This window comes from Clostridium pasteurianum DSM 525 = ATCC 6013 (assembly GCF_000807255.1).
GTDB lineage: Bacteria > Bacillota > Clostridia > Clostridiales > Clostridiaceae > Clostridium_I > Clostridium_I pasteurianum.
Genome location: NZ_CP009268.1, coordinates 2,860,423 through 2,880,509, shown reverse-complemented (window position 1 = coordinate 2,880,509; position 20,087 = coordinate 2,860,423). Strand labels below are relative to the sequence as shown.

The 20,087-nt window shown below is 30.2% G+C and carries 17 protein-coding genes; 16 read left to right on the top strand and 1 reads right to left on the bottom strand.

The window, feature by feature from the left end; all coding sequences use genetic code 11:
• Positions 1–12 precede the first annotated feature (12 nt).
• Entirely contained in the window at positions 13–585 is a 573-nt protein-coding gene (locus CLPA_RS13095; RefSeq protein WP_003442679.1) for a xanthine phosphoribosyltransferase, read from the top strand.
• Between the two features lie 177 nt (positions 586–762).
• Here the strand turns inward: CLPA_RS13095 and CLPA_RS13090 are convergent, their stop codons facing one another.
• Complete coding sequence (locus CLPA_RS13090) at positions 763–1,368, bottom strand: DedA family protein (protein WP_003442677.1); 606 nt, start codon at positions 1,366–1,368, stop codon at positions 763–765.
• Between the two features lie 472 nt (positions 1,369–1,840).
• Between CLPA_RS13090 and pyrB the strand changes: the two genes are divergently transcribed.
• The 15 genes from pyrB to clpX all read left to right on the top strand — a co-directional run bounded on the left by pyrB (position 1,841) and on the right by clpX (position 20,018).
• A complete protein-coding gene (gene pyrB / locus CLPA_RS13085) occupies positions 1,841–2,764 on the top strand; it encodes an aspartate carbamoyltransferase (protein WP_003442675.1) in 924 nt (307 codons plus the stop codon).
• Positions 2,765–3,187: an aspartate carbamoyltransferase regulatory subunit gene (locus CLPA_RS13080; RefSeq protein ID WP_003442673.1), complete on the top strand. Its 423-nt coding sequence runs from the start codon at positions 2,765–2,767 to the stop codon at positions 3,185–3,187.
• A 215-nt stretch (positions 3,188–3,402) separates the two neighbouring features.
• On the top strand, positions 3,403–4,590 hold the full coding sequence (locus tag CLPA_RS13075; RefSeq protein WP_003442670.1) for a dihydroorotase: 1,188 nt from the start codon (positions 3,403–3,405) through the stop codon (positions 4,588–4,590).
• A gap of 11 nt (positions 4,591–4,601) precedes the next feature.
• Positions 4,602–5,465: an orotidine-5'-phosphate decarboxylase gene (gene pyrF / locus CLPA_RS13070; RefSeq protein WP_003442668.1), complete on the top strand. Its 864-nt coding sequence runs from the start codon at positions 4,602–4,604 to the stop codon at positions 5,463–5,465.
• A 184-nt stretch (positions 5,466–5,649) separates the two neighbouring features.
• Positions 5,650–6,390 carry a dihydroorotate dehydrogenase electron transfer subunit gene (locus tag CLPA_RS13065; protein WP_003442660.1) on the top strand — a complete coding sequence of 247 codons (741 nt, stop codon included), beginning with the start codon at positions 5,650–5,652 and terminating at the stop codon, positions 6,388–6,390.
• The gene (locus CLPA_RS13060; RefSeq protein WP_003442657.1) at positions 6,383–7,282 is read left to right on the top strand and encodes a dihydroorotate dehydrogenase; all 900 of its coding nucleotides are present in this window, start codon (positions 6,383–6,385) and stop codon (positions 7,280–7,282) included. Before CLPA_RS13065 ends, CLPA_RS13060 begins: the two co-directional genes overlap by 8 nt.
• 145 nt (positions 7,283–7,427) lie before the next feature.
• A complete protein-coding gene (pyrE, locus tag CLPA_RS13055; RefSeq protein WP_003442654.1) occupies positions 7,428–8,009 on the top strand; it encodes an orotate phosphoribosyltransferase in 582 nt (193 codons plus the stop codon).
• Between the two features lie 211 nt (positions 8,010–8,220).
• Positions 8,221–9,738 (top strand): M1 family metallopeptidase, encoded by a 1,518-nt coding sequence (locus CLPA_RS13050; RefSeq protein ID WP_003442650.1) that lies wholly within the window; start codon positions 8,221–8,223, stop codon positions 9,736–9,738.
• A 345-nt stretch (positions 9,739–10,083) separates the two neighbouring features.
• A complete protein-coding gene (gene carA, locus CLPA_RS13045) occupies positions 10,084–11,169 on the top strand; it encodes a glutamine-hydrolyzing carbamoyl-phosphate synthase small subunit (RefSeq protein WP_003442647.1) in 1,086 nt (361 codons plus the stop codon).
• A 109-nt stretch (positions 11,170–11,278) separates the two neighbouring features.
• The gene (gene carB / locus CLPA_RS13040; RefSeq protein ID WP_003442644.1) at positions 11,279–14,467 is read left to right on the top strand and encodes a carbamoyl-phosphate synthase (glutamine-hydrolyzing) large subunit; all 3,189 of its coding nucleotides are present in this window, start codon (positions 11,279–11,281) and stop codon (positions 14,465–14,467) included.
• A 402-nt stretch (positions 14,468–14,869) separates the two neighbouring features.
• A complete protein-coding gene (locus tag CLPA_RS13035) occupies positions 14,870–15,661 on the top strand; it encodes a hypothetical protein (RefSeq protein ID WP_003442642.1) in 792 nt (263 codons plus the stop codon).
• A 23-nt stretch (positions 15,662–15,684) separates the two neighbouring features.
• Complete coding sequence (locus CLPA_RS13030) at positions 15,685–16,467, top strand: sugar phosphate isomerase/epimerase family protein (protein ID WP_003442639.1); 783 nt, start codon at positions 15,685–15,687, stop codon at positions 16,465–16,467.
• Positions 16,468–16,690: 223 nt separating this feature from the next.
• Positions 16,691–17,986: a trigger factor gene (gene tig, locus CLPA_RS13025; protein ID WP_003442635.1), complete on the top strand. Its 1,296-nt coding sequence runs from the start codon at positions 16,691–16,693 to the stop codon at positions 17,984–17,986.
• Positions 17,987–18,109: 123 nt separating this feature from the next.
• Positions 18,110–18,694 carry an ATP-dependent Clp endopeptidase proteolytic subunit ClpP gene (gene clpP, locus CLPA_RS13020; protein ID WP_003442632.1) on the top strand — a complete coding sequence of 195 codons (585 nt, stop codon included), beginning with the start codon at positions 18,110–18,112 and terminating at the stop codon, positions 18,692–18,694.
• Positions 18,695–18,713: 19 nt separating this feature from the next.
• On the top strand, positions 18,714–20,018 hold the full coding sequence (clpX, locus tag CLPA_RS13015; RefSeq protein WP_003442629.1) for an ATP-dependent Clp protease ATP-binding subunit ClpX: 1,305 nt from the start codon (positions 18,714–18,716) through the stop codon (positions 20,016–20,018).
• Positions 20,019–20,087 lie beyond the last annotated feature (69 nt).

Sequence of the window (20,087 nt, the reverse complement as noted above, 5' to 3'; positions counted from 1 at the left end):
AGGATTAAAGATATGGAACTTTTAAAGAAAAGAATATTAAAAGATGGAATTGTCATTAAGAATAGAATATTAAAGGTTGACAGTTTTTTAAATCATCAAATGGATATAGAACTATTTAATGAAATAGGAAAAGAATTTAAAAATAGATTCAAGCACAAAAATATAACAAAAATACTTACAATTGAAGCTTCTGGTATTGGAATTGCATGTATAGCAGCTCAACATTTCAATAATGTACCTGTAATATTTGCAAAGAAATATAGTGCTACAAATCTTGATAAAGATGCCTATGAGTCAGAAGTATATTCTTTTACTAAAGAAGAATCTTATAAAATAAGAGTTTCAAAAAAGTACATAAATAGTGGTGATAGGATTCTTATCATTGATGATTTTCTTGCTAGTGGCAGTGCAGCACTTGGATTAATTGACATAATTAGACAAGCTGGAGCTGAAGTTTGCGGCATAGGAATTGTAATTGAAAAATATTTTCAGGGTGGAAGAAAAATGATAGAGGAATGCGGTGTATATCTTGAATCTCTGGCAATAATAGAGGATATGAAAGATAACAGATTAATTTTTAAATAATATCAAAATATTCATTGAATTTGAAAATGTACTCATTTGGCTGTTGAAAATTGGATTTTAATGATTCTTTTAATAGTAGAATAGCTAAAGAGCTGTCTCACATTTATGCATATATATGGTGAGACAGCTCTTTTTATAAGCTGCTAAATATTAAACTGCTAAATTTCTGATATTCACTTATTCTCTTACAGCTTTTTTTCTAGTAACCACTTTATAAATTATAAAAATTACTAGTAATATTACTACGGCTATATCTGCATAATGATAATAAGAATGTATAGTTTCCCAGTTTTCACCCATTATAAATCCCAAATATACCAGAAATGTACTCCATATTGCAGATCCTACTACTGTGTATAATACAAATTTTGAAAAATTCATTTTAGCAACTCCAGCTGGGAGAGATATAAATGTTCTAATAACAGGTAGAAGCCTTGAAAAGAATATTATCTTATCACCATACCTGTTAAACATGGAATCACTCTTTTCAATTTTTTCTTTTGATAAATGGAGTTTGCTTGCATATTTTTCTACAAGTGGTCTTCCCCCTAGAGAACCTATGAAATAAGCTATAATAGATCCAGTAGTTCCACCTAAGGTCCCCGAAATTATTACTATTACTAAATTTAAATGTCCTTGAAAGCTTAAATATCCACCAAAGGGTAAAATAATTTCACTGGGGATAGGTATACAAGCACTTTCAAATAACATACCTAAAAATGTTCCTAAGTAACCAAGCTTATCCAATATACTTATTAATATATTTATGATGTTTTCTACCAATTTTAATGCAGTCCCTTCTTATAATAATAACCAGCAAATAAATATTATTTAAGATGAATTGATATTTTGATTATCTAATAAATAAAATTTTAAATTTTGCTTTAGTTATTTAAATTAATTTATGTAAAATATGCTATAATTATATTTTAATATTTTAATAAGAAATTTTCTATAATAATTTTTAATAAAATACAATTTGTAATATAGATATCCAGCTTGTATAAATTGTGAAATAGTTAAATAGATGTTCATTGACAATTTTAGACTATAATGATATCATATTATAAGTGAGATAGCCTTTAAATTCAGTTCCGTGAGACTGGGAAGGTAAAAGTAATGGAATTTTTATGCCTTCTTTTGTGGAGGCATTTTTTAATGCACTAAAATAAATATACAAGAAAAAGATTGATTTTATCTTATCAATTTTAATACCTTTAAATTTAGTACAGGGAGACTAAGAAGGAGGATGATTATGTTAAAGGGAAGAAGTCTTATTGATCCTATGGATTTTACTATAGAAGAGCTTGAAGAAATATTTTCTCTGGCTGATAATATAATAGAAAATCCCAAAGAATATTTGCATGTAGCAGAAGGAAAAATTTTAGCAACGCTTTTTTATGAACCTAGTACAAGAACTAGATTTAGTTTTGAGGCTGCTATGCTAAGACTTGGAGGACAGGTGGTTGGTTTTTCAGAGCCTAATTCCAGTTCCGTGTCAAAAGGAGAAACTGTAGCAGATACTATCAGAATAGTATCTTGCTATGCGGACATAACTGCTATGAGGCATTCAAAAGAAGGAGCACCTAAAATAGCCTCCATGTATTCAGAGATTCCTGTGATAAATGCAGGTGATGGAGGACATCAACATCCAACTCAGACACTGACAGATCTTTTAACTATAAGAAAAATGAAAGGAAGTCTTTCAAATTTTACCATTGGTATATGTGGTGACTTGAAATTTGGAAGAACAGTTCACTCTCTTATAAAGGCAATATCTAGATATGAAAATAATAGACTTGTATTAATTTCTCCTAAAGAGTTAACAATACCAGAGTACATAAAAAAAGAAATACTTGAAAAAAACAATATAGAATATGTGGAAGCAGAAAATTTGGAAGATGTAATAGATGGATTAGACATACTTTATATGACAAGAGTTCAAAGAGAGAGATTTTTTAATGAAGAAGATTATATAAGGTTAAAAGACAGTTATATATTGGATAGGCAAAAACTTGATAATGCAAAAGATGATATGATAATACTGCATCCTCTTCCTAGAGTTAATGAAATAGATTATGAAGTAGATGAAGATAAAAGAGCTTGTTATTTTATACAGGCGAAATTTGGTATGTATGTAAGAATGGCGTTAATAGCTAAGCTTTTGGGGGTGTGCTAATTGATTACTATAAATAGTATAAAAAATGGCATAGTTATAGATCACATAAAAGCAGGTCATGGAATAAAGATTTATAATTATCTGAATTTACTAGATGCGGACTTTCCTACAGCTTTGATTATGAATGTAAATAGTACAAAAGATAAGAAAAAAGACATTATTAAAATTGAAAATGTAATAGATTTAGATTTTAAAATGCTTGGTCTCTTAGATCCTAATATTACGGTTAATATAATAGAGGACGAAAAAATCAAGGAAAAGAAAAAGCTCAGTTTACCGGAAAGAGTTGAAAATGTAATTAAGTGTAAAAATCCAAGGTGTATAACTTCTGTTGAAAAGTATGTTCCTCATATATTTCATTTGGTAGATAAAGAAAAAGGGGAATACAGATGTGAGTATTGTGATGAAATAGAGACAATATAGAGTATATAAAATAAAAATAATTAACAAAATAGCTTATATATTTAATAAAGATTTTCTTTTAACCTGACTAACTTGGCGTAAGTCTCCCCCTTCTTCAAGTGGGAGTTCAACGCCAAGTAAGCCATGCATTCGCAGTTCTAAAATTCAGATGGGGTAAAAGAATCCCCACCTGAATTAAGAACTTGCTTCAAAATGTGATATAAGGAGCGAAAAAAATGGAACTGTTAGTAAAGAACGGAAGAGTTATAGATTATACCTCAGATTTTGTTGGTGATATATATATTAATAATGGAATTATAGAAGAAATAGGCTATAATTTACAAAAAGATTGTGATATTCTTGATGCAAAGGGATATGTAGTTACACCTGCCTTTGTAGATTTGCACAGCCATTTTAGAGATCCGGGATTAGAATACAAAGAGGATATAAAAACAGGAAGTAGAGCGGCAGTAAGAGGTGGATACACTACTGTAAATCTTATGGGAAACACTAAGCCTGTATGCAGTGATATGAGAACAGTAAATTATGTTGTAAATAAAGCCAAAGAGATAGGTCTTGTGGATGCATATCAAACTGTTAGTATTACCAGAGATCTTCAAGGTAAAGATATAAGCCATCTTGAAAAAATTGATGATTCTGTAAAGTGCATATCTGATGATGGAAAAGGTGTAAACAGCGACAGGATAATGCATGATGCTATGGTTGTAGCAAATAAGAGAAATTTTGTGGTCATGTCCCATGCAGAGGATGAAGAAATTACTCCTATAAGTACAAGATTGTCAGAAAATATGATGACAGAAAGAGATATTACACTGGCTAAATTTACTGGATGTCATTTGCATCTATCTCATGTTAGTACAAAAGAAGCTATGAAAGACATTATTGAAGCTAAAAAAGAAGGTTTTAATATAACCTGTGAAGTAACACCACATCATATAGCTTTAACCGGGGAAAATTTATACAAAGTTAATCCGCCAATAAGAGAGGCTGAAGATGTAGATTATATTATAAATGCCATTAGAAAAGGGTATGTGGATGCTATAGGAACAGATCATGCACCTCATAGTAAAGAGGATAAGGAAAAGGGAGCCTGTGGAATATCGGGGATAGAAACTTCATTTTCTGTATGTTATACAAAACTTGTTAAAGAGGGAAATTTAACTATAAATAAGCTTTCAGAGATAATGTCAAAAAATCCTGCTGATATACTAAATATCAATAAGGGAAAAATATCTATAGGATATGAAGGAGACTTAGCAATCATAGATTTGGATAATAAATATACTGTTGATTCACAAAAATTCCACTCAAAAGGAAAAAATACACCTTTTAATGGGATGGAGTTATATGGAACAGTTATTAAAACTATAAGAGCAGGTAAAATTGTTTTTCAAAACATGTAGGAGGATTTATTATGATTATAGATGAACTTTACCAAAGAGTTGAAAAAAATGGGCATGTTTGCTTGGGACTAGATACTGATATAGAATACATACCAAAATGGTTTTTGAATAAATACGATAATTTGGAAGATGCAATATTTAATTTTAATAAAAAAATAATTGATGAAACTATTGATGTGGCTGCCTGTTATAAAGTTCAAATTGCATATTATGAAGCTTATGGAATCAATGGTCTCAAAGCTTATGAAAAGACTTTAAAGTACATAAAGAATGAGAATGCTATATCTATAGCTGATATAAAAAGAGGGGATATAGCAAAAACTGCCGAAATGTATGCAAAAGCTCATTTTGAAGGAGATTTTGAAAGTGATTTTGTTACTTTAAATCCTTATATGGGTTTTGATAGTGTAGAATCATATGTTCCGTATATTAAAAACAAGGAAAAGGGAGCGTTTATTCTTCTTAGAACATCAAACCCTGGTTCAAAGGATATTCAATATATAGATGTTGAAAACGGTGAAAGAGTGTATAATGCTGTGGGTGATAAGATATATGAAATTGGTAAAGATTGTCTTGGAGAATGTGGATACAGTTCTATAGGAGCTGTAGTTGGATGTACTACTGGCTTTGAAGGAAAACAGATAAGAGATAAATATGAATCAACATTTTTCTTAATACCAGGTTATGGTGCACAAGGAGGAACTGCTGAAGATGTGGCTAATTACTTATCAAAGGGTAATGGAGGAATTGTAAACTCTTCAAGGGGTATACTTCTTGCGTATAAGAAAGTTGAGAATGGAGAGCATAGTTTTGAAAAAGCTGCAAGAAATGCTTCTATAAATATGCGGGATGATATTTTAAAGCACATAAGTTAAGGCATATTCAAATAAATAACTAGTCAGTATGCTAGCCTATTTTGAATCCTACTGCGTCGGCAGAACCCTCAGATAGCCCACTATCCTGGTCACCTGCTTCCATGTTGGATTCAAAATATTCGTCGCATCTTTGACTTACTATTTATTTTCACATGCCTAAAATATTTATATTTGGAGGGAACTCATGAGCGAAAAATATATGGTGAAAAACGTATTTAGTAATGAAAAGATAGAGGAAGATATATATGAGATTACTATAGATGGGAAATTTGAGGGTAATCCTGGTCAGTTTTATCTGTTAAGAGCTTGGGATGAAGAACCTGTATTATCCAGGCCTATAAGCATATATGATAAAGATGAGGAAAAAATAAAATTTTTATATAGAGTGTGCGGCAGAGGAACAGAAATTTTAACTAAATTAAAAAAAGGTGACGAAATAAAACTTACAGGACCGCTTGGAAATGGTTTCCCTTTGGAAAAATTGAAGGGGAAAGTTGCTTTAGTGGCAGGAGGTATTGGTATTGCACCAATGCTGTATTTAGCCAAGAAATTAAAAAATTCTTCATTGGATTTATATGCTGGGTTTAGAAGCGGTAGTAAAACTGTGGATGATGTGGGAAAAAATGTTAATAAATTATACTTATCCACAGAAAATGGTGAAGTTGGACATAAAGGATATGTAACAGATTTGCTTAATGTGGAAAATTATGATGTGGTAGTTTGCTGTGGACCAGAAATAATGATGTCAAAGATAATTAAAATGTGTGATGAAAAAAAGGTGCCATTATATGTATCTATGGAAAATAGAATGGCCTGTGGAATCGGTGCATGTCTTGTATGTACTTGTAAAACTAAAGATGGAAGAAAGAGATCTTGTAAAGAAGGTCCTGTATTCTTAGGAGAGGAGCTAGTAATAAATGACTAATGTTAGTATTTCTGGAGTTGATTTTAAGAATCCTGTAATTGCTGCCTCTGGAACTTTTGGTTTTGGAAATGAGTATATGAATTATTTTGATGTAGGTAGACTTGGGGGAATTTCTTCGAAAGGCTTGACTATTATGCCTAAAGAAGGTAATAATGGTATGAGAATTTATGAAGTAGCTAGTGGAATAATGAATAGTGTAGGATTACAGAATCCGGGTGTTGAGCATTTCATAAAAGAGGAACTAGAAGATATGAAAAAGCTCAATACTGTAGTAATAGCTAATTTAGGCGGAGGAACAACGGAGGATTATGAAAAGGGCATTGAATTGCTTGATAAGACAGATGTAGATATTATAGAATTAAATATATCTTGCCCAAATGTTAAGCATGGTGGAATGGCTTTTGGCATAAAATCTAAAGTTGCCTTTGATGTAGTCAGCAAAGTGAGAAAACTTTGTCATAAACCTCTTATGGTAAAATTGTCACCTAATGCTGAGGATATAGTGGATATGGCCGTTAAATGTACTGAAGCAGGAGCTGATTCTATATCTTTGGTTAATACTTTTAAGGCTATGGCAATTGACATAAATAAAAGGAGACCTGTATTTGACAATGTAAGCGCAGGACTTTCTGGTCCCTGTATAAAACCTATTGCTTTAAGAATGGTATATGAGGTAGCAAAAGCGGTAGATGTACCTGTAGTTGGTATGGGTGGTATATCTAATGGAAAGGATGCTATAGAATTTATCATGGCAGGAGCAACTGCAGTGCAGGTTGGAACAGCTAATTTTATGAAACCGGATATATGTGTTGATATAATAGAGGATATTGAAAAATTTATGGAAAGAGAAGGAATAAATAATCTTTCAGAAATAATCGGTATAATTAAATAACTTAATATAGTGTTAACAATATTAAGTATCAGGATTTTTTACTAAAATTAGTTTTACATGAAATATTTAAGAATTTTTGGCTGCTATAAGCTAATTTAGTTTTTACAAAATTATTTAGGATAAATTTTAGGAGAGTGTTTAAATTATGGAAAATACAGATAACAAAGTTATAGAAATACTAAAAGAGTCAGAGGCTCTTTTAGAAGGACATTTTTTACTATCATCAGGGAGACATAGTGAAAGATATTGTCAATGCGCTAAACTTTTACAGCACCCTGATAAGGCAGAAAAAGTTATACAGGTAATTAAAGATAAAATAAAAGATGTAGATTTTGATATAATCGTTGGACCTGCTATGGGAGGAGTTTTGGTTTCTTATGAACTGGCAAGACAAACAGGAAAACCAGGAATTTTTGCTGAAAGAGTAGATGGTAAAATGACTATTAAAAGAGGATTTGAAGTTAAAAAAGGAGATAAGGTAATAATTTCAGAAGATGTTATTACTACAGGAAAATCTTCTCTTGAAGTCGTAAAAATTTTAAGAAACATTGGAGCGGAAGTAGTAGCACTATGCTGTATAGTAGATAGAAGAGCTAAAGATGTAAAAACTGAATTCCCTATATACAGTGCCGTTAAGCTTGAAATTGAAAGTTATGAAAAAGAAAATTGTCCTCTTTGCAAAAAAGGTATACCATACATAAAACCTGGCAGCAGAAATATAGTTTGATTTATCAAATATTTTTAGTATAATTGACTTTATTTAAAACATAATTGTTTGATTTGTAATTGTTGAATTAAATACAAATTTATAACTTTAATATGATTTTATAGGTTTAGATTTATAGAAGAATTTTAACTTATGAAATCATATTTTTTTATTTTAATCTATGTATGATATAAGTAGATTTTACATAAACTTTCATTCAGGAGGAATGTTTATGTTGAAAAAATTGTGTAAGATTATATGTATAGTTACAGTTATAGTATTATTAACCTCTTCCTGTGGAAGAGGAAGTGAAAGTGCACAAACTTTTAATCCCAGTAGCCCTGCAATAAAAAGTATAAACTCTATAAAACCTGCAGTAGAAAGCAGCACAAAAGTTGATTTTCCTAAAAATATATATAAGATGGATGTAAATTTGGATACTAAATCAAAAATGTTAACAGGTGAAGAAAAACTAACTTATATAAATAAGAGTAAAATTTCACTTAAAGAAGTGTATTTTCATATTTACCCCAATGCCTATAGAGAAAAAGAAACTACACCTGCTCAATTTGGCTTTAATGAAACCTTCCCAGAGGGATTTAGTGAAGGAAATATGAACATAAAGGACATATATGTAAATGGAAAAGTTTCTGATTTCGAAATAAGTGGAAAAGATAAGACAATATTAAGAGTACCATTAAAAAAAGAATTAAAACCGGGAAGTAAAGTTAATTTTAATTTAAATTTTACGGTGAAAGTTCCTAAAGGGAAAGATAGATTAAGTTATTATAATAGTTCTTATAATTTTGGAAATTGGTATCCTATAGCTGCAGAATATGACGATAAAGGATGGCATTTAGATTCATATTATAGTATGGGAGATCCTTTTTATAGTACAGTTTCTGACTACAAGGTAAATATAACAGTGCCTAAGGATTATGTAGTGGCGGCTACAGGGGAGTCTGCCAGGGAAAAGCTAAAAAAAGGTCTAAAGACCTATTCTTTTAGTGAATCTAATGTAAGAGATTTTGCCTTTACTACTAGCAACAAATTTAAAGTTAAGGAAGAAAAGGTAGATGGCATAAATATAAAATGCTATAGTCTTGGTACAGATAAAGAGCTCTCAGAGCAAATGAATTATGCAACGAATTCTATAAAGATCTTTAATAGATTTTATGGTAAGTATCCCTATAAAACTTACTCTGTAGCAGAAAGTAGCTTTTTAACAGGTATGGAGTATCCTGGTATAGTTTTTATATCCGATAATCCAGTATATAAAAAAGGCGGTTATTATGAAGCTATTGTAGTCCATGAAACAGCTCATCAGTGGTGGTATGGTGTCATAGGTGATGATGAGGTCAATGAAGCTTGGCTAGATGAGAGTTTTGCCTGCTATTCTGAAAATATATATAATGAAAGTATAAAAAATAGCAGAGAATATTTCTTACAATTAAAAGATTATTACTATATATATTCTAAAAATAACCCTGATAAAAAAGTTATGTTAAAGCCAGTACAGGATTTTAAAGATGACATGGAGTATTCAATTCTGGTTTATTATAAAGGAGCTGTCATGCTGGACGATTTTAGAGAAAAGGTAGGAAATGAAAATTTCTTTAAAATAATTCAAACTTACTACAACAGATACAAATATAAGGTTACCAGAACGGAAGACTTCATAAAAGTATCAAATGAAATTACGGGGAAAGATTGGAATGAATATTTTAATAAATGGTTAAAAGGTGAATAAATTATTTTTAAAATAAATAATTGATATATATGTAATAATAGTGTATTATAATATATAGAAAATTAAATACGACCTTTAAATTTGGTCCAGAGAGGCTGAAAAGGTAAGATTGTATATAATTGTGTAAAAGCAGCATTTTTATGTATAGCTTTATTTCGTATGCAACGAGCCTTCTGCCATAGTAGAAGGCTCTTATTTTTATGTAATGAGCATAAAGTAAGAAATATAAGCACATAACGTAGGTTGACAGGGAAAATGAATTTATGTTAATGTATGAATAAATATAAAAAAAGCTGTATAAATATTAATGACAAGGTTTTTTAATATAAAGAAGAGGTGGATTTTATGAAAGGCATATTATATTTGGAAGATGGAACAATATATAACGGAGATGGTTTTGGAAAAATTGGAACATCTGTTGGTGAATTAGTTTTTAATACCTGTATGACTGGATATCAGGAAGTACTTACTGACCCATCTTACGCAGGACAAATAATAAATATGACATATCCTTTGATTGGTAATTACGGAACAAATTCTTTTGAAAATGAATCAGATAAGGTATATGCTAAAGGCTTTGTGGTAAAATCTGTATGTAATAATCCATCAAATTATATGAATGAGGCTAGCTTGGATGATATGCTTAAAAGTATGAATATAGTTGGAGTTTACAATGTAGATACTAGGTCTATTACAAAAAAAGTAAGAAATGTAGGATCTATGAAGTGTGTAATATCAAATGAAGAATTCTCTGTAGAAAAACTTAAGGATATTATGGAAAAAACAGAACTTAGCAAAAGTTATGTTAGAGATGTAAGTCCAAAAGCTGTTAAGCATATTCCAGGAACCGGTTCTAAAGTTGCATTAATGGATTTTGGAGCTAAGCAGAATATAATTGAAAACTTAAAGCAGAGAAATTGTGATATTACAATATTTCCCTATGATGCTACTTATAATGATATTATGGATATAAGCCCAGATGGATTATTCTTAAGCAATGGTCCTGGAGATCCAAAAGCTATACCAGAAACAATTGAAACAGTAAGTCATTTAATGAAGGTTTTACCTACCTTTGGTATATGCCTTGGACACCAAATATTAGCACTAGCTGTAGGTGGAGATACTTACAAGTTGAAGTTTGGTCATAGAGGTGGAAATCATGGAATTTATGATATTGAAAGAGATAAAGCTTATATAACTTCTCAAAATCATGGCTATGCAGTAGATGAGAAAAGTATAGAAAGCAAAGGTATGATAGTGACTCATAGAAACCTTAATGATAACACTGTTGAAGGAATGAAACATAAATCTTTACCAGTTTTTTCAGTACAATTTCATCCAGAAGGAGCACCGGGACCAATAGATACAGCTTATTTATTTGATAAATTCATAACTATTATGGATGGAACTATTAATGACAAAGCAATGTAATAAAATTACTTACTGTAAGATTTAATTAGTTACTACAGATATATATTTATTATAATTTGGCCTCTCTAGTTTTAGATGCCCAATACTAATGATTTTGGAGGAAACAAATATGCCTTTAGACAAAACTATAAAAAAAGCTCTTATTATTGGATCAGGTCCAATAATTATCGGTCAAGCGGCTGAATTTGATTATTCAGGTACAGAAGCCATTAAAGCCATAAAAGAAGAGGGAATAGAAACTGTCCTTGTAAATAGTAATCCAGCTACTATAATGACAGATTACCATATATCAGATAAAGTATATATAGAACCTTTGACTGTGGAAGCATTAGAAAAAATAATAGCTTTTGAAAAGCCTGACGGAATATTAGCAGGTTTTGGCGGCCAAACAGCTCTTAATCTTGCTATGAAACTAAGAGATGAGGGAATTCTTGAAAAATATAATGTAAGGCTTCTAGGTGTAAATAGTGAAGCTATAAAAAAAGCTGAGGATAGAGAAGAATTTAAAAATCTTATGGAAGAAATAAATGAGCCTATACCTAAAAGTATAATTGCTACTCATGTTGATGAATGTATTGAATTTGTCAATAATTATGGGTTTCCAGTAATTATAAGACCGGCATATACACTAGGTGGAACTGGCGGCGGAATAGCAGAAAATATGGAAGAGTTGATTGAAATAGCCAGCATGGGAATCGAAATGAGTCCTATAGATCAGATACTTCTAGAACAAAGTGTTGCTGGATGGAAGGAAATTGAGTATGAGGTAATTAGAGATAAAAAAGATAACTGTATAATTATATGTAATATGGAAAATATTGATCCTGTGGGTGTTCATACTGGAGACAGTATAGTTGTAGCACCTTCACAGACTTTGAGAGATACAGAATACCAAATGCTTAGAAACGCAGCCATAAAGATTATAAGAAATCTTAAAATAGAAGGTGGCTGTAATATACAATATGCATTGGATCCAAAAAGTAATAATTATATAGTAATAGAAGTAAATCCTAGGGTAAGCCGTTCCAGTGCATTGGCATCTAAGGCTGCAGGCTATCCAATAGCTAAGATAGCTGCTAAAATAGCTATTGGATATAGTTTAGATGAACTAAGAAATTATGTTACTAAAAATTCCAGTGCTTGTTTTGAGCCAGCTTTAGATTATTGTGTTGTAAAGATACCAAAATGGCCTTTTGACAAATTCAGTACAGCCCTTAGAACACTTGGTACACAGATGAAAGCTACGGGAGAGGTAATGGCCATAGATAGAACTTTCCACAATGCTCTTTTAAAGGCTGTTACATCTTTAGAGGGGAAATTTAGTGCCCTTAGAATTGATGCTTTTGAAGCATTAGATGTGGACACTCTTATAGATAAAATAAAGAAACAGGATGATGAGAGAATTTTTGCTATAGCAGAAATTATGAGAAAAGGTATTTCAATAGATGAGATCCATAATGTAACTAAAATAGATAAATGGTTCTTAGAAAGCATTAAATTAATAGTAAACACAGAATTTAAGCTTAAGGAAGATCCATCAGAAGAAAATATAATTGATGCCAAAAAAATGGGATTTACAATAAAAGAAATAAGCAGACTTACAAAAATAACTGAAAGTAAAATATTAGATGTTTTAAATGATAATAATGTTAAACCAGTTTATAAAATGGTAGATACCTGCAGTGGAGAATTTGAAGCTGATACTCCTTATTATTATTCATGTTATGAAGAGGAAGAAGAAGATACTATTTCAGAAGAACAAAAAATAATAGTTTTAGGTTCTGGACCTATAAGAATAGGTCAGGGAATTGAATTTGATTATTGCTGTGTTCATGGAGTTTGGGGTATTAAAGATGCTGGGTTTAAATCTATAATTATAAATAATAATCCAGAAACGGTAAGTACAGATTTTGATACAGCAGATAAATTGTACTTTGAATCACTATACATAGATAATGTTCTTGATATTATTGATAAGGAAAAACCTTATGGTGTCATTGTACAATTTGGTGGTCAAACGGCTATAAATCTTGCAGAAAAACTTTATAAAAAAGGTATAAAGATTCTTGGAACTTCCTTTAAATCCATAGATTTAGCTGAGGATAGAGAAAAGTTTAGTGAACTCTTAAATAATATAGATATACCATTACCTAAAGGTTTTTCGGTAACAAATATGAATGAAGCCTATAAAGCAGTTGAAGCTTTAGGATATCCTGTACTGGTTAGACCTTCTTATGTAATAGGAGGAAGAGCTATGCAGGTAGTACATGATAGAGATACTCTTGAAAAATATATGAAAGAAGCGGTTAATTTATCTACAGAGCACCCTGTACTCATAGATAAGTATATAAGGGGAACAGAGATAGAAGTAGATGCAATTTCAGATGCTGAAAATGTATTAATACCAGGTATTATGGAACATGTAGAAAGAACTGGAGTACATTCAGGAGACAGTATAACAATGTATCCAACTAGAACTCTTTCAAAAGATGTGCTTAATACATTAAAAGAATATACAGAGAAAATTGTAAAGGCGCTTGCAATCAAAGGACTTGTAAATATACAATATGTATTTGATGGAGAAAATGTATATGTAATAGAAGTAAATCCAAGAGCCTCTAGAACAGTACCTATTTTAAGTAAGGTTACTGGAATACCTATGGTAAAACTTGCTGTAGAAATCATACTTGGTAAGAAGCTCAAAGAACTTGGATACGGTATTGGTATTAATGAAAATCATAAATTATGTGCAGTGAAAATACCTGTATTTTCTAATGAAAAGTTAGTGGATGTAGATACTTATCTAGGACCTGAAATGAAATCTACCGGTGAAGTGCTTGGGGTAGGTCATGATTTTGAATCTGCAATATATAAAGGATTCTGTGCAGCAAATTATCAGATACCTAAAAAAGGTAATATATATGTATCTTTAAAAGATATAGATAAATTAGAAGCCTTAGAAGTAATTAAAAAATATATTGAATTAGGCTTCAATATAATTGCCTCTGAAGGAACAGGAAAATTTTTAAGAGATAAAAATACAGAGTGTACTATAAAACCATTATCTGATATAATAGACAATCTTATTGAAAATAAAATAGCCTTCATAATTGATTCACCTACTAAAGGAAATAATATTAATACTTTAGGATTTAAACTTAGAAGAAAGGCAGCAGAACATAGAATACCCGTATTTACCTGTATAGATACTGCAAATATATTTGTAACGGCTGTAAACTATAAAATATCAGGTAAAGATGTGGAATATTCTTCTATGAATAAGTATTTTGTAAAATAAAGAAAATTATAATTCACATAAACCGCTATTTAATTTAAAAATTTTAACGGGGATTTTAAAATGCAATATATAAACACTATCAAAGTTATTGTTAATAAAATAATTTTGATAGTGTTAATTTTTAATTATTCTAATTTAATAATTACATAATAAGATTTATTTTAGATATGATACTTTTCACCTGACTAACTTGGCGTAAGTCTTCAACTTCTTCAAGTGGGAGTCCAACGCCAAGTAAGCCATGTATTTGCAGTTCTAAAATTCAGAGGGGGTAAAAGAATCCCCACCTGAATTAAGAATTTGCTTCAATAGTGTTAACTTTAAATATACAAAAAATTATTATTAAAATATTATACAATGAGTTATAATATTTAATGTATGCTTATGTAAGGAGGTTTTAAAATGGGAAAACCAAGTATTTTTAGCAATCAGTATAGAAGTGAAATGAGAAAGAGGAGAAATAGAATTATTCTTACTATAATAGCAGTTATTATTGTGGTTGTAGTTGGTATAATAGTAATTTCAAATAATTGGACTAAAAATAATTCTGATGTGAAAAATATATCCCAAGGAAGCAGTAATAAAAATCAAAATACGGCAGTTAATAAAGATGCATCTAAAATTGATGAAAAACAGAATTCTGATAAAAAACAAGAAGAGAAATCAGAAAAAATATTTACTGTGAATATAGCTGATGGAAAAGTTTTAAATATTAAATACGATGATAGTTCTAATGTAAAGAAGATTACAAATATACAGAATCAAGATTCCGATATAGATTTCAATATTAACCCATCAGGAACTTTTGCTGTTGCCTACGAGAAAAGCAAACAGAGTTTAACACTTATAAATGCAAATGGAACATCTTCAGATATAACAAATACTTCATATACTTCAAGTAATGGGAAAGTATTTACAAAAGACAGTATATTAGCTCAAAAAAATAATTACATATGGCAGCAATTACCTAAATTTATTGACGATGAAAATATAGCATATATAAGTCAATTGCCATGGCTCAATAAAGCAAATAAATATATATGGAAATATAATATTAAAGATAAGACGAATACGAACACAAATATAACAGGTGAAAATATTCAAATAAATAATATTGTAAATGGCAAAGGACTGGAAGTAATAGTAGATAATATTACTGGATATTTAAAAGGAGACGGTTCTTTAAGTAATTAAAAACAGTGTTTAGGAGAGATTTTATGGAGATTGGGTTATCGTCAGCAGTTTTTTATCCAAATATAAAGACAGAGGATAGTATAAAATTAATTTCTGATTTAGGATTTACCTGTGCTGAGGTGTTTCTAAATAGTCCTTTTGAGTATGAAAATGATTTTATTAAAAAGCTTACATATATAAAAGAAAGTTGTGGATTAAAAATAAATAGTGTACATAGTTTTTCATCTTCTTTTGAACCCTATCTTTTCGATGCATATAAAAGGAGAAGAAGAGATATGTTAAAGTTTTTTGAAATGGTATGTAAAGCAGGAAGTTCTTTAGGAGCAAGTTGTTATACCTTTCATGGCATGAGAAATGGACCAACAGATTTTATAAGTAAAGATTTAATACATGATGTGTATAATAATCTTACATATATAGCAGGAGAAAATGATATAAAATTAGCTCAGGAAAATGTGTCTTGGTGTATGTCCAGTAACCTTGAGTATTTACAGGATTTAAAGGATAACTGTAGATACCCTTTGTACTTTACCCTTGATATTAAGCAGGCTTATAGAGCAGGAGTAAATCCATTAGAATATTTAAATATTATGGATAAAGATTTAATAAATTTCCATATTAATGATAGGAATGATATATACTCTTGTCTGCTGCCTGGAGATGGTGATGTAGATTTTCAAAGCATATTCAGTAAAATCAAGTCATTAAATTACAAAGGAAATGCTATAATGGAGGTATACAGTAATAATTATACTTCTTATGAGGATATAAAAAAATCTAAAAGATATCTAGAAAAATTTGTTTAAATTAAGAAATAAATTAGTTAACTTATAATTGTAAACTAATAGGTGTTTGTTATATAATATATTAAAGTAGTTTTTGTTACCAATAAATTTAATTAGTAAGCATTGGATAAATGGTCATTAGATTGCAGTAGACTATTTTTTAATATTATTTGTAAATGTATGAGAATATGTTATAATATTAAAGTTGAAATAAGAAGGCAGTACTTATAGGAGGAATTTACGTATGAACGCTAAAATGGAAAAAGTAGAAAATAACGTGGTTAAACTTGAAATAACAGTTGAAGCAGAAAAATTTAATGAAGCAGTTCAAAAAGCATATAAAAAGAACAGCAAAAAGTTTAATGTACCTGGATTTAGAAAAGGAAAAGCACCTTTATCTATAATTAAGAAATACTATGGAGAAGGAGTATTTTATGAAGATGCAATAAACTTCTGTTGTGACGATACATATCCAATAGCTTTAAAAGAAAATGATATAAACCCTGTTGACTATCCAGAAATTGATATAGTTGAAATTGGTGAAGGAAAAGATCTTGTATATACAGCTAAAGTAACTGTAACTCCAGAGGTTGAACTTGGAGAATACGAAGGTGTTGAAGTTAAAAAAGTAGAATATCCTGTAACAGAGGAAGACATAGATAACGAATTAAAGGCTACACAGGAAAAAAATGCAAGAATAGAAACAAAAGAAGAGAATGAAGCCGTAGAAAAAGGCAATATAGCAGTAATTGATTTTAAAGGATCTGTAGATGGAGTAGCCTTTGAAGGCGGTGAAGCTACTGACTATTCACTAGAGATAGGTAGTGGTGCCTTTATAGATAATTTTGAAGATCAGCTTATTGGACTAAAAAAAGGTGAAACAAAAGATGTAGAAGTTACTTTCCCAGAGGAATATGGTAAAGAAGAATTAAATGGTAAAAAAGCTGTATTTAACGTAACTATAAAGGAAATAAAGATAAAAGAATTACCTGAGATAGACGACGAATTTGTAAAAGAAGTATCAGAATTTGATACTCTTGAAGAACTTAAAAATGATATAAAGACAAAAAAAGAAGAAAGTAATAATGAAAAAGCAAAAGCAGAATATGAAGATCATGTAGTAGATGCAGTATGTGATAATGCAAAAGTTGATATTCCAGAAGTTATGATAAAAAATGAAACAGATCAAATGATTAAAGAATTAGAAATGAAATTAAAATATCAAGGATTAGATTTAGATTCTTATTATAAATTTACAAATAGCTCAGAAGAAAAAGTTAGAGATTACATGAAAGAAACTGCTGAAAAGAGGGTTAAAACAAGACTTGTCATTGAAAAAATAGCTGCTGTTACAGAGATTAAACCTACAGAAGAAGAATTGCTAGAAAAGGCAACAGAGGCAGCTAAGCAATATGGAACTAAAGATGTGGAAAAAATGGCAAAAGTACTTTTAGATGCACAAAGACCTATGCTTGAACAGGATTTAACAAATGGCAAAGTTATAGATTTATTAGTAGAGAAAAGTAAGGCAATTGATTAAAAAATTTTTTAATTATATATTGATTATTTGCTGTTATATGTTAGCATAATATAAAAGGGGTTAATTGCCAGAATGATTTTCTGGCAATTAATTTTAATATTTATACATGAGGAGGGAATTTTTATGGCTTTAGTACCAATGGTAGTAGAACAAACAAATAGAGGAGAAAGGTCTTATGATATATATTCTAGACTTTTAAAGGATAGAATTGTATTTCTGGGGGAAGATGTAAATGATGCAACTGCTAGTTTGATTGTTGCACAGCTTCTATTTTTGGAAAGTGAGGATCCAGATAAAGATATATCACTGTACATAAATAGTCCAGGTGGTTCCATAACTGCTGGTATGGCTATTTATGATACAATGCAATATATAAAACCAGATGTATCAACAATCTGTGTTGGTATGGCAGCATCAATGGGAGCATTTCTATTAACTGCGGGTGCAAAAGGTAAGAGATTTGCACTGCCTAATAGTGAAATAATGATTCATCAACCGTTGGGCGGATTTCAAGGTCAGGCCACAGATATAGGGATACATGCCAATAGAATATTGAGTATTAAAAAGAAATTGAATTCAATTTTAAGTGAAAGAACTGGTCAGCCTTTAGAAATTATAGAAAAAGATACTGAAAGAGATAATTTCCTAGATGCTGTAACTGCTAAAGAGTATGGCTTAATAGACGAAGTTATTACAAAAAAGAAATAACCTTTAAAGGGGTGCAGATATGTCAAAATTTGAGGATAAGAAACAATTAAGATGTTCTTTTTGTGGCAAAAGTCAAGATCAAGTTAGAAGGCTTATTGCTGGGCCAGGAGTATATATTTGTGACGAATGCATAGAGTTATGTTCTGAAATAATAGCTGATGAGTTTGAAGATAATTCTTCTGTAGAAGTAGGTTCATTACCAAAACCTATTGAAATAAAAAATTATTTAGATCAATATGTTATAGGACAGGAAGAAGCAAAAAAATCCTTGGCTGTAGCAGTTTATAATCACTACAAGAGAATAAATTCCAATGTGTCCAATGAGGATATAGAGCTGCAAAAAAGTAATATTTTACTTTTAGGACCTACAGGTTCAGGTAAAACTCTTTTAGCTCAAACTTTAGCTAAGTTTTTGAATGTTCCTTTTGCTATAGCAGATGCTACTACTTTGACTGAAGCAGGTTATGTAGGAGAAGATGTAGAAAATATCTTATTAAAGCTTATACAGAATGCTGACTATGATGTAGAGAGAGCTGAAAAAGGTATTATATATATCGATGAAATAGATAAAATAGCAAGAAAATCTGAAAATCCATCTATAACAAGAGATGTTTCTGGTGAAGGTGTACAACAGGCACTTCTTAAAATTTTAGAAGGTACTGTTGCATCTGTGCCACCTCAGGGAGGAAGAAAACATCCACATCAAGAGTTTATACAAATAAATACAACTAATATTTTATTTATTTGTGGAGGAGCCTTTGATGGTATAGATAAAATAATAGAACATAGAACTAGAACTAGTTCTATGGGATTTGGGGCAGATGTTCAATCAAAGAAAGAAAAAGACATTGGTGTTTTATTAAAAGATATTATGCCAGGAGATTTATTGAAATTTGGTCTTATTCCTGAATTTGTTGGAAGATTACCAATTCTTGTTACGCTGGATGCATTAGATGAAAAGGCTTTGATAGAAATATTGAGTAAACCTAAAAATGCATTGGTAAAGCAATATAAAAAATTATTTCAGATGGATAGTGTAGATTTAGAATTTAAAGAAGAGTCCCTTACTGCTATAGCTAAAGAGGCTATAAGTAGAAATACTGGTGCAAGAGGATTAAGAGCAATAATAGAAGAAATGATGAAAGATATAATGTTTGATATACCATCAAGACAGGATATTAAAAAAGTATCTATAACAGAGGATACTTTGAAATCAAAGACACCAGAGTTTGAATTAAAAGATGCAAGTGAAATACCTGCATTACAGCCTCAAGTAAAAAAGACTGAGGATATAAAAAAGAAAAAGGGTCCAGAAACTGCTTAAATCTTAAAGAAGAGTAATGTTTAGTTACTCTTCTTTTTATTATGGAATATGTTATCATAAAAATGTGCA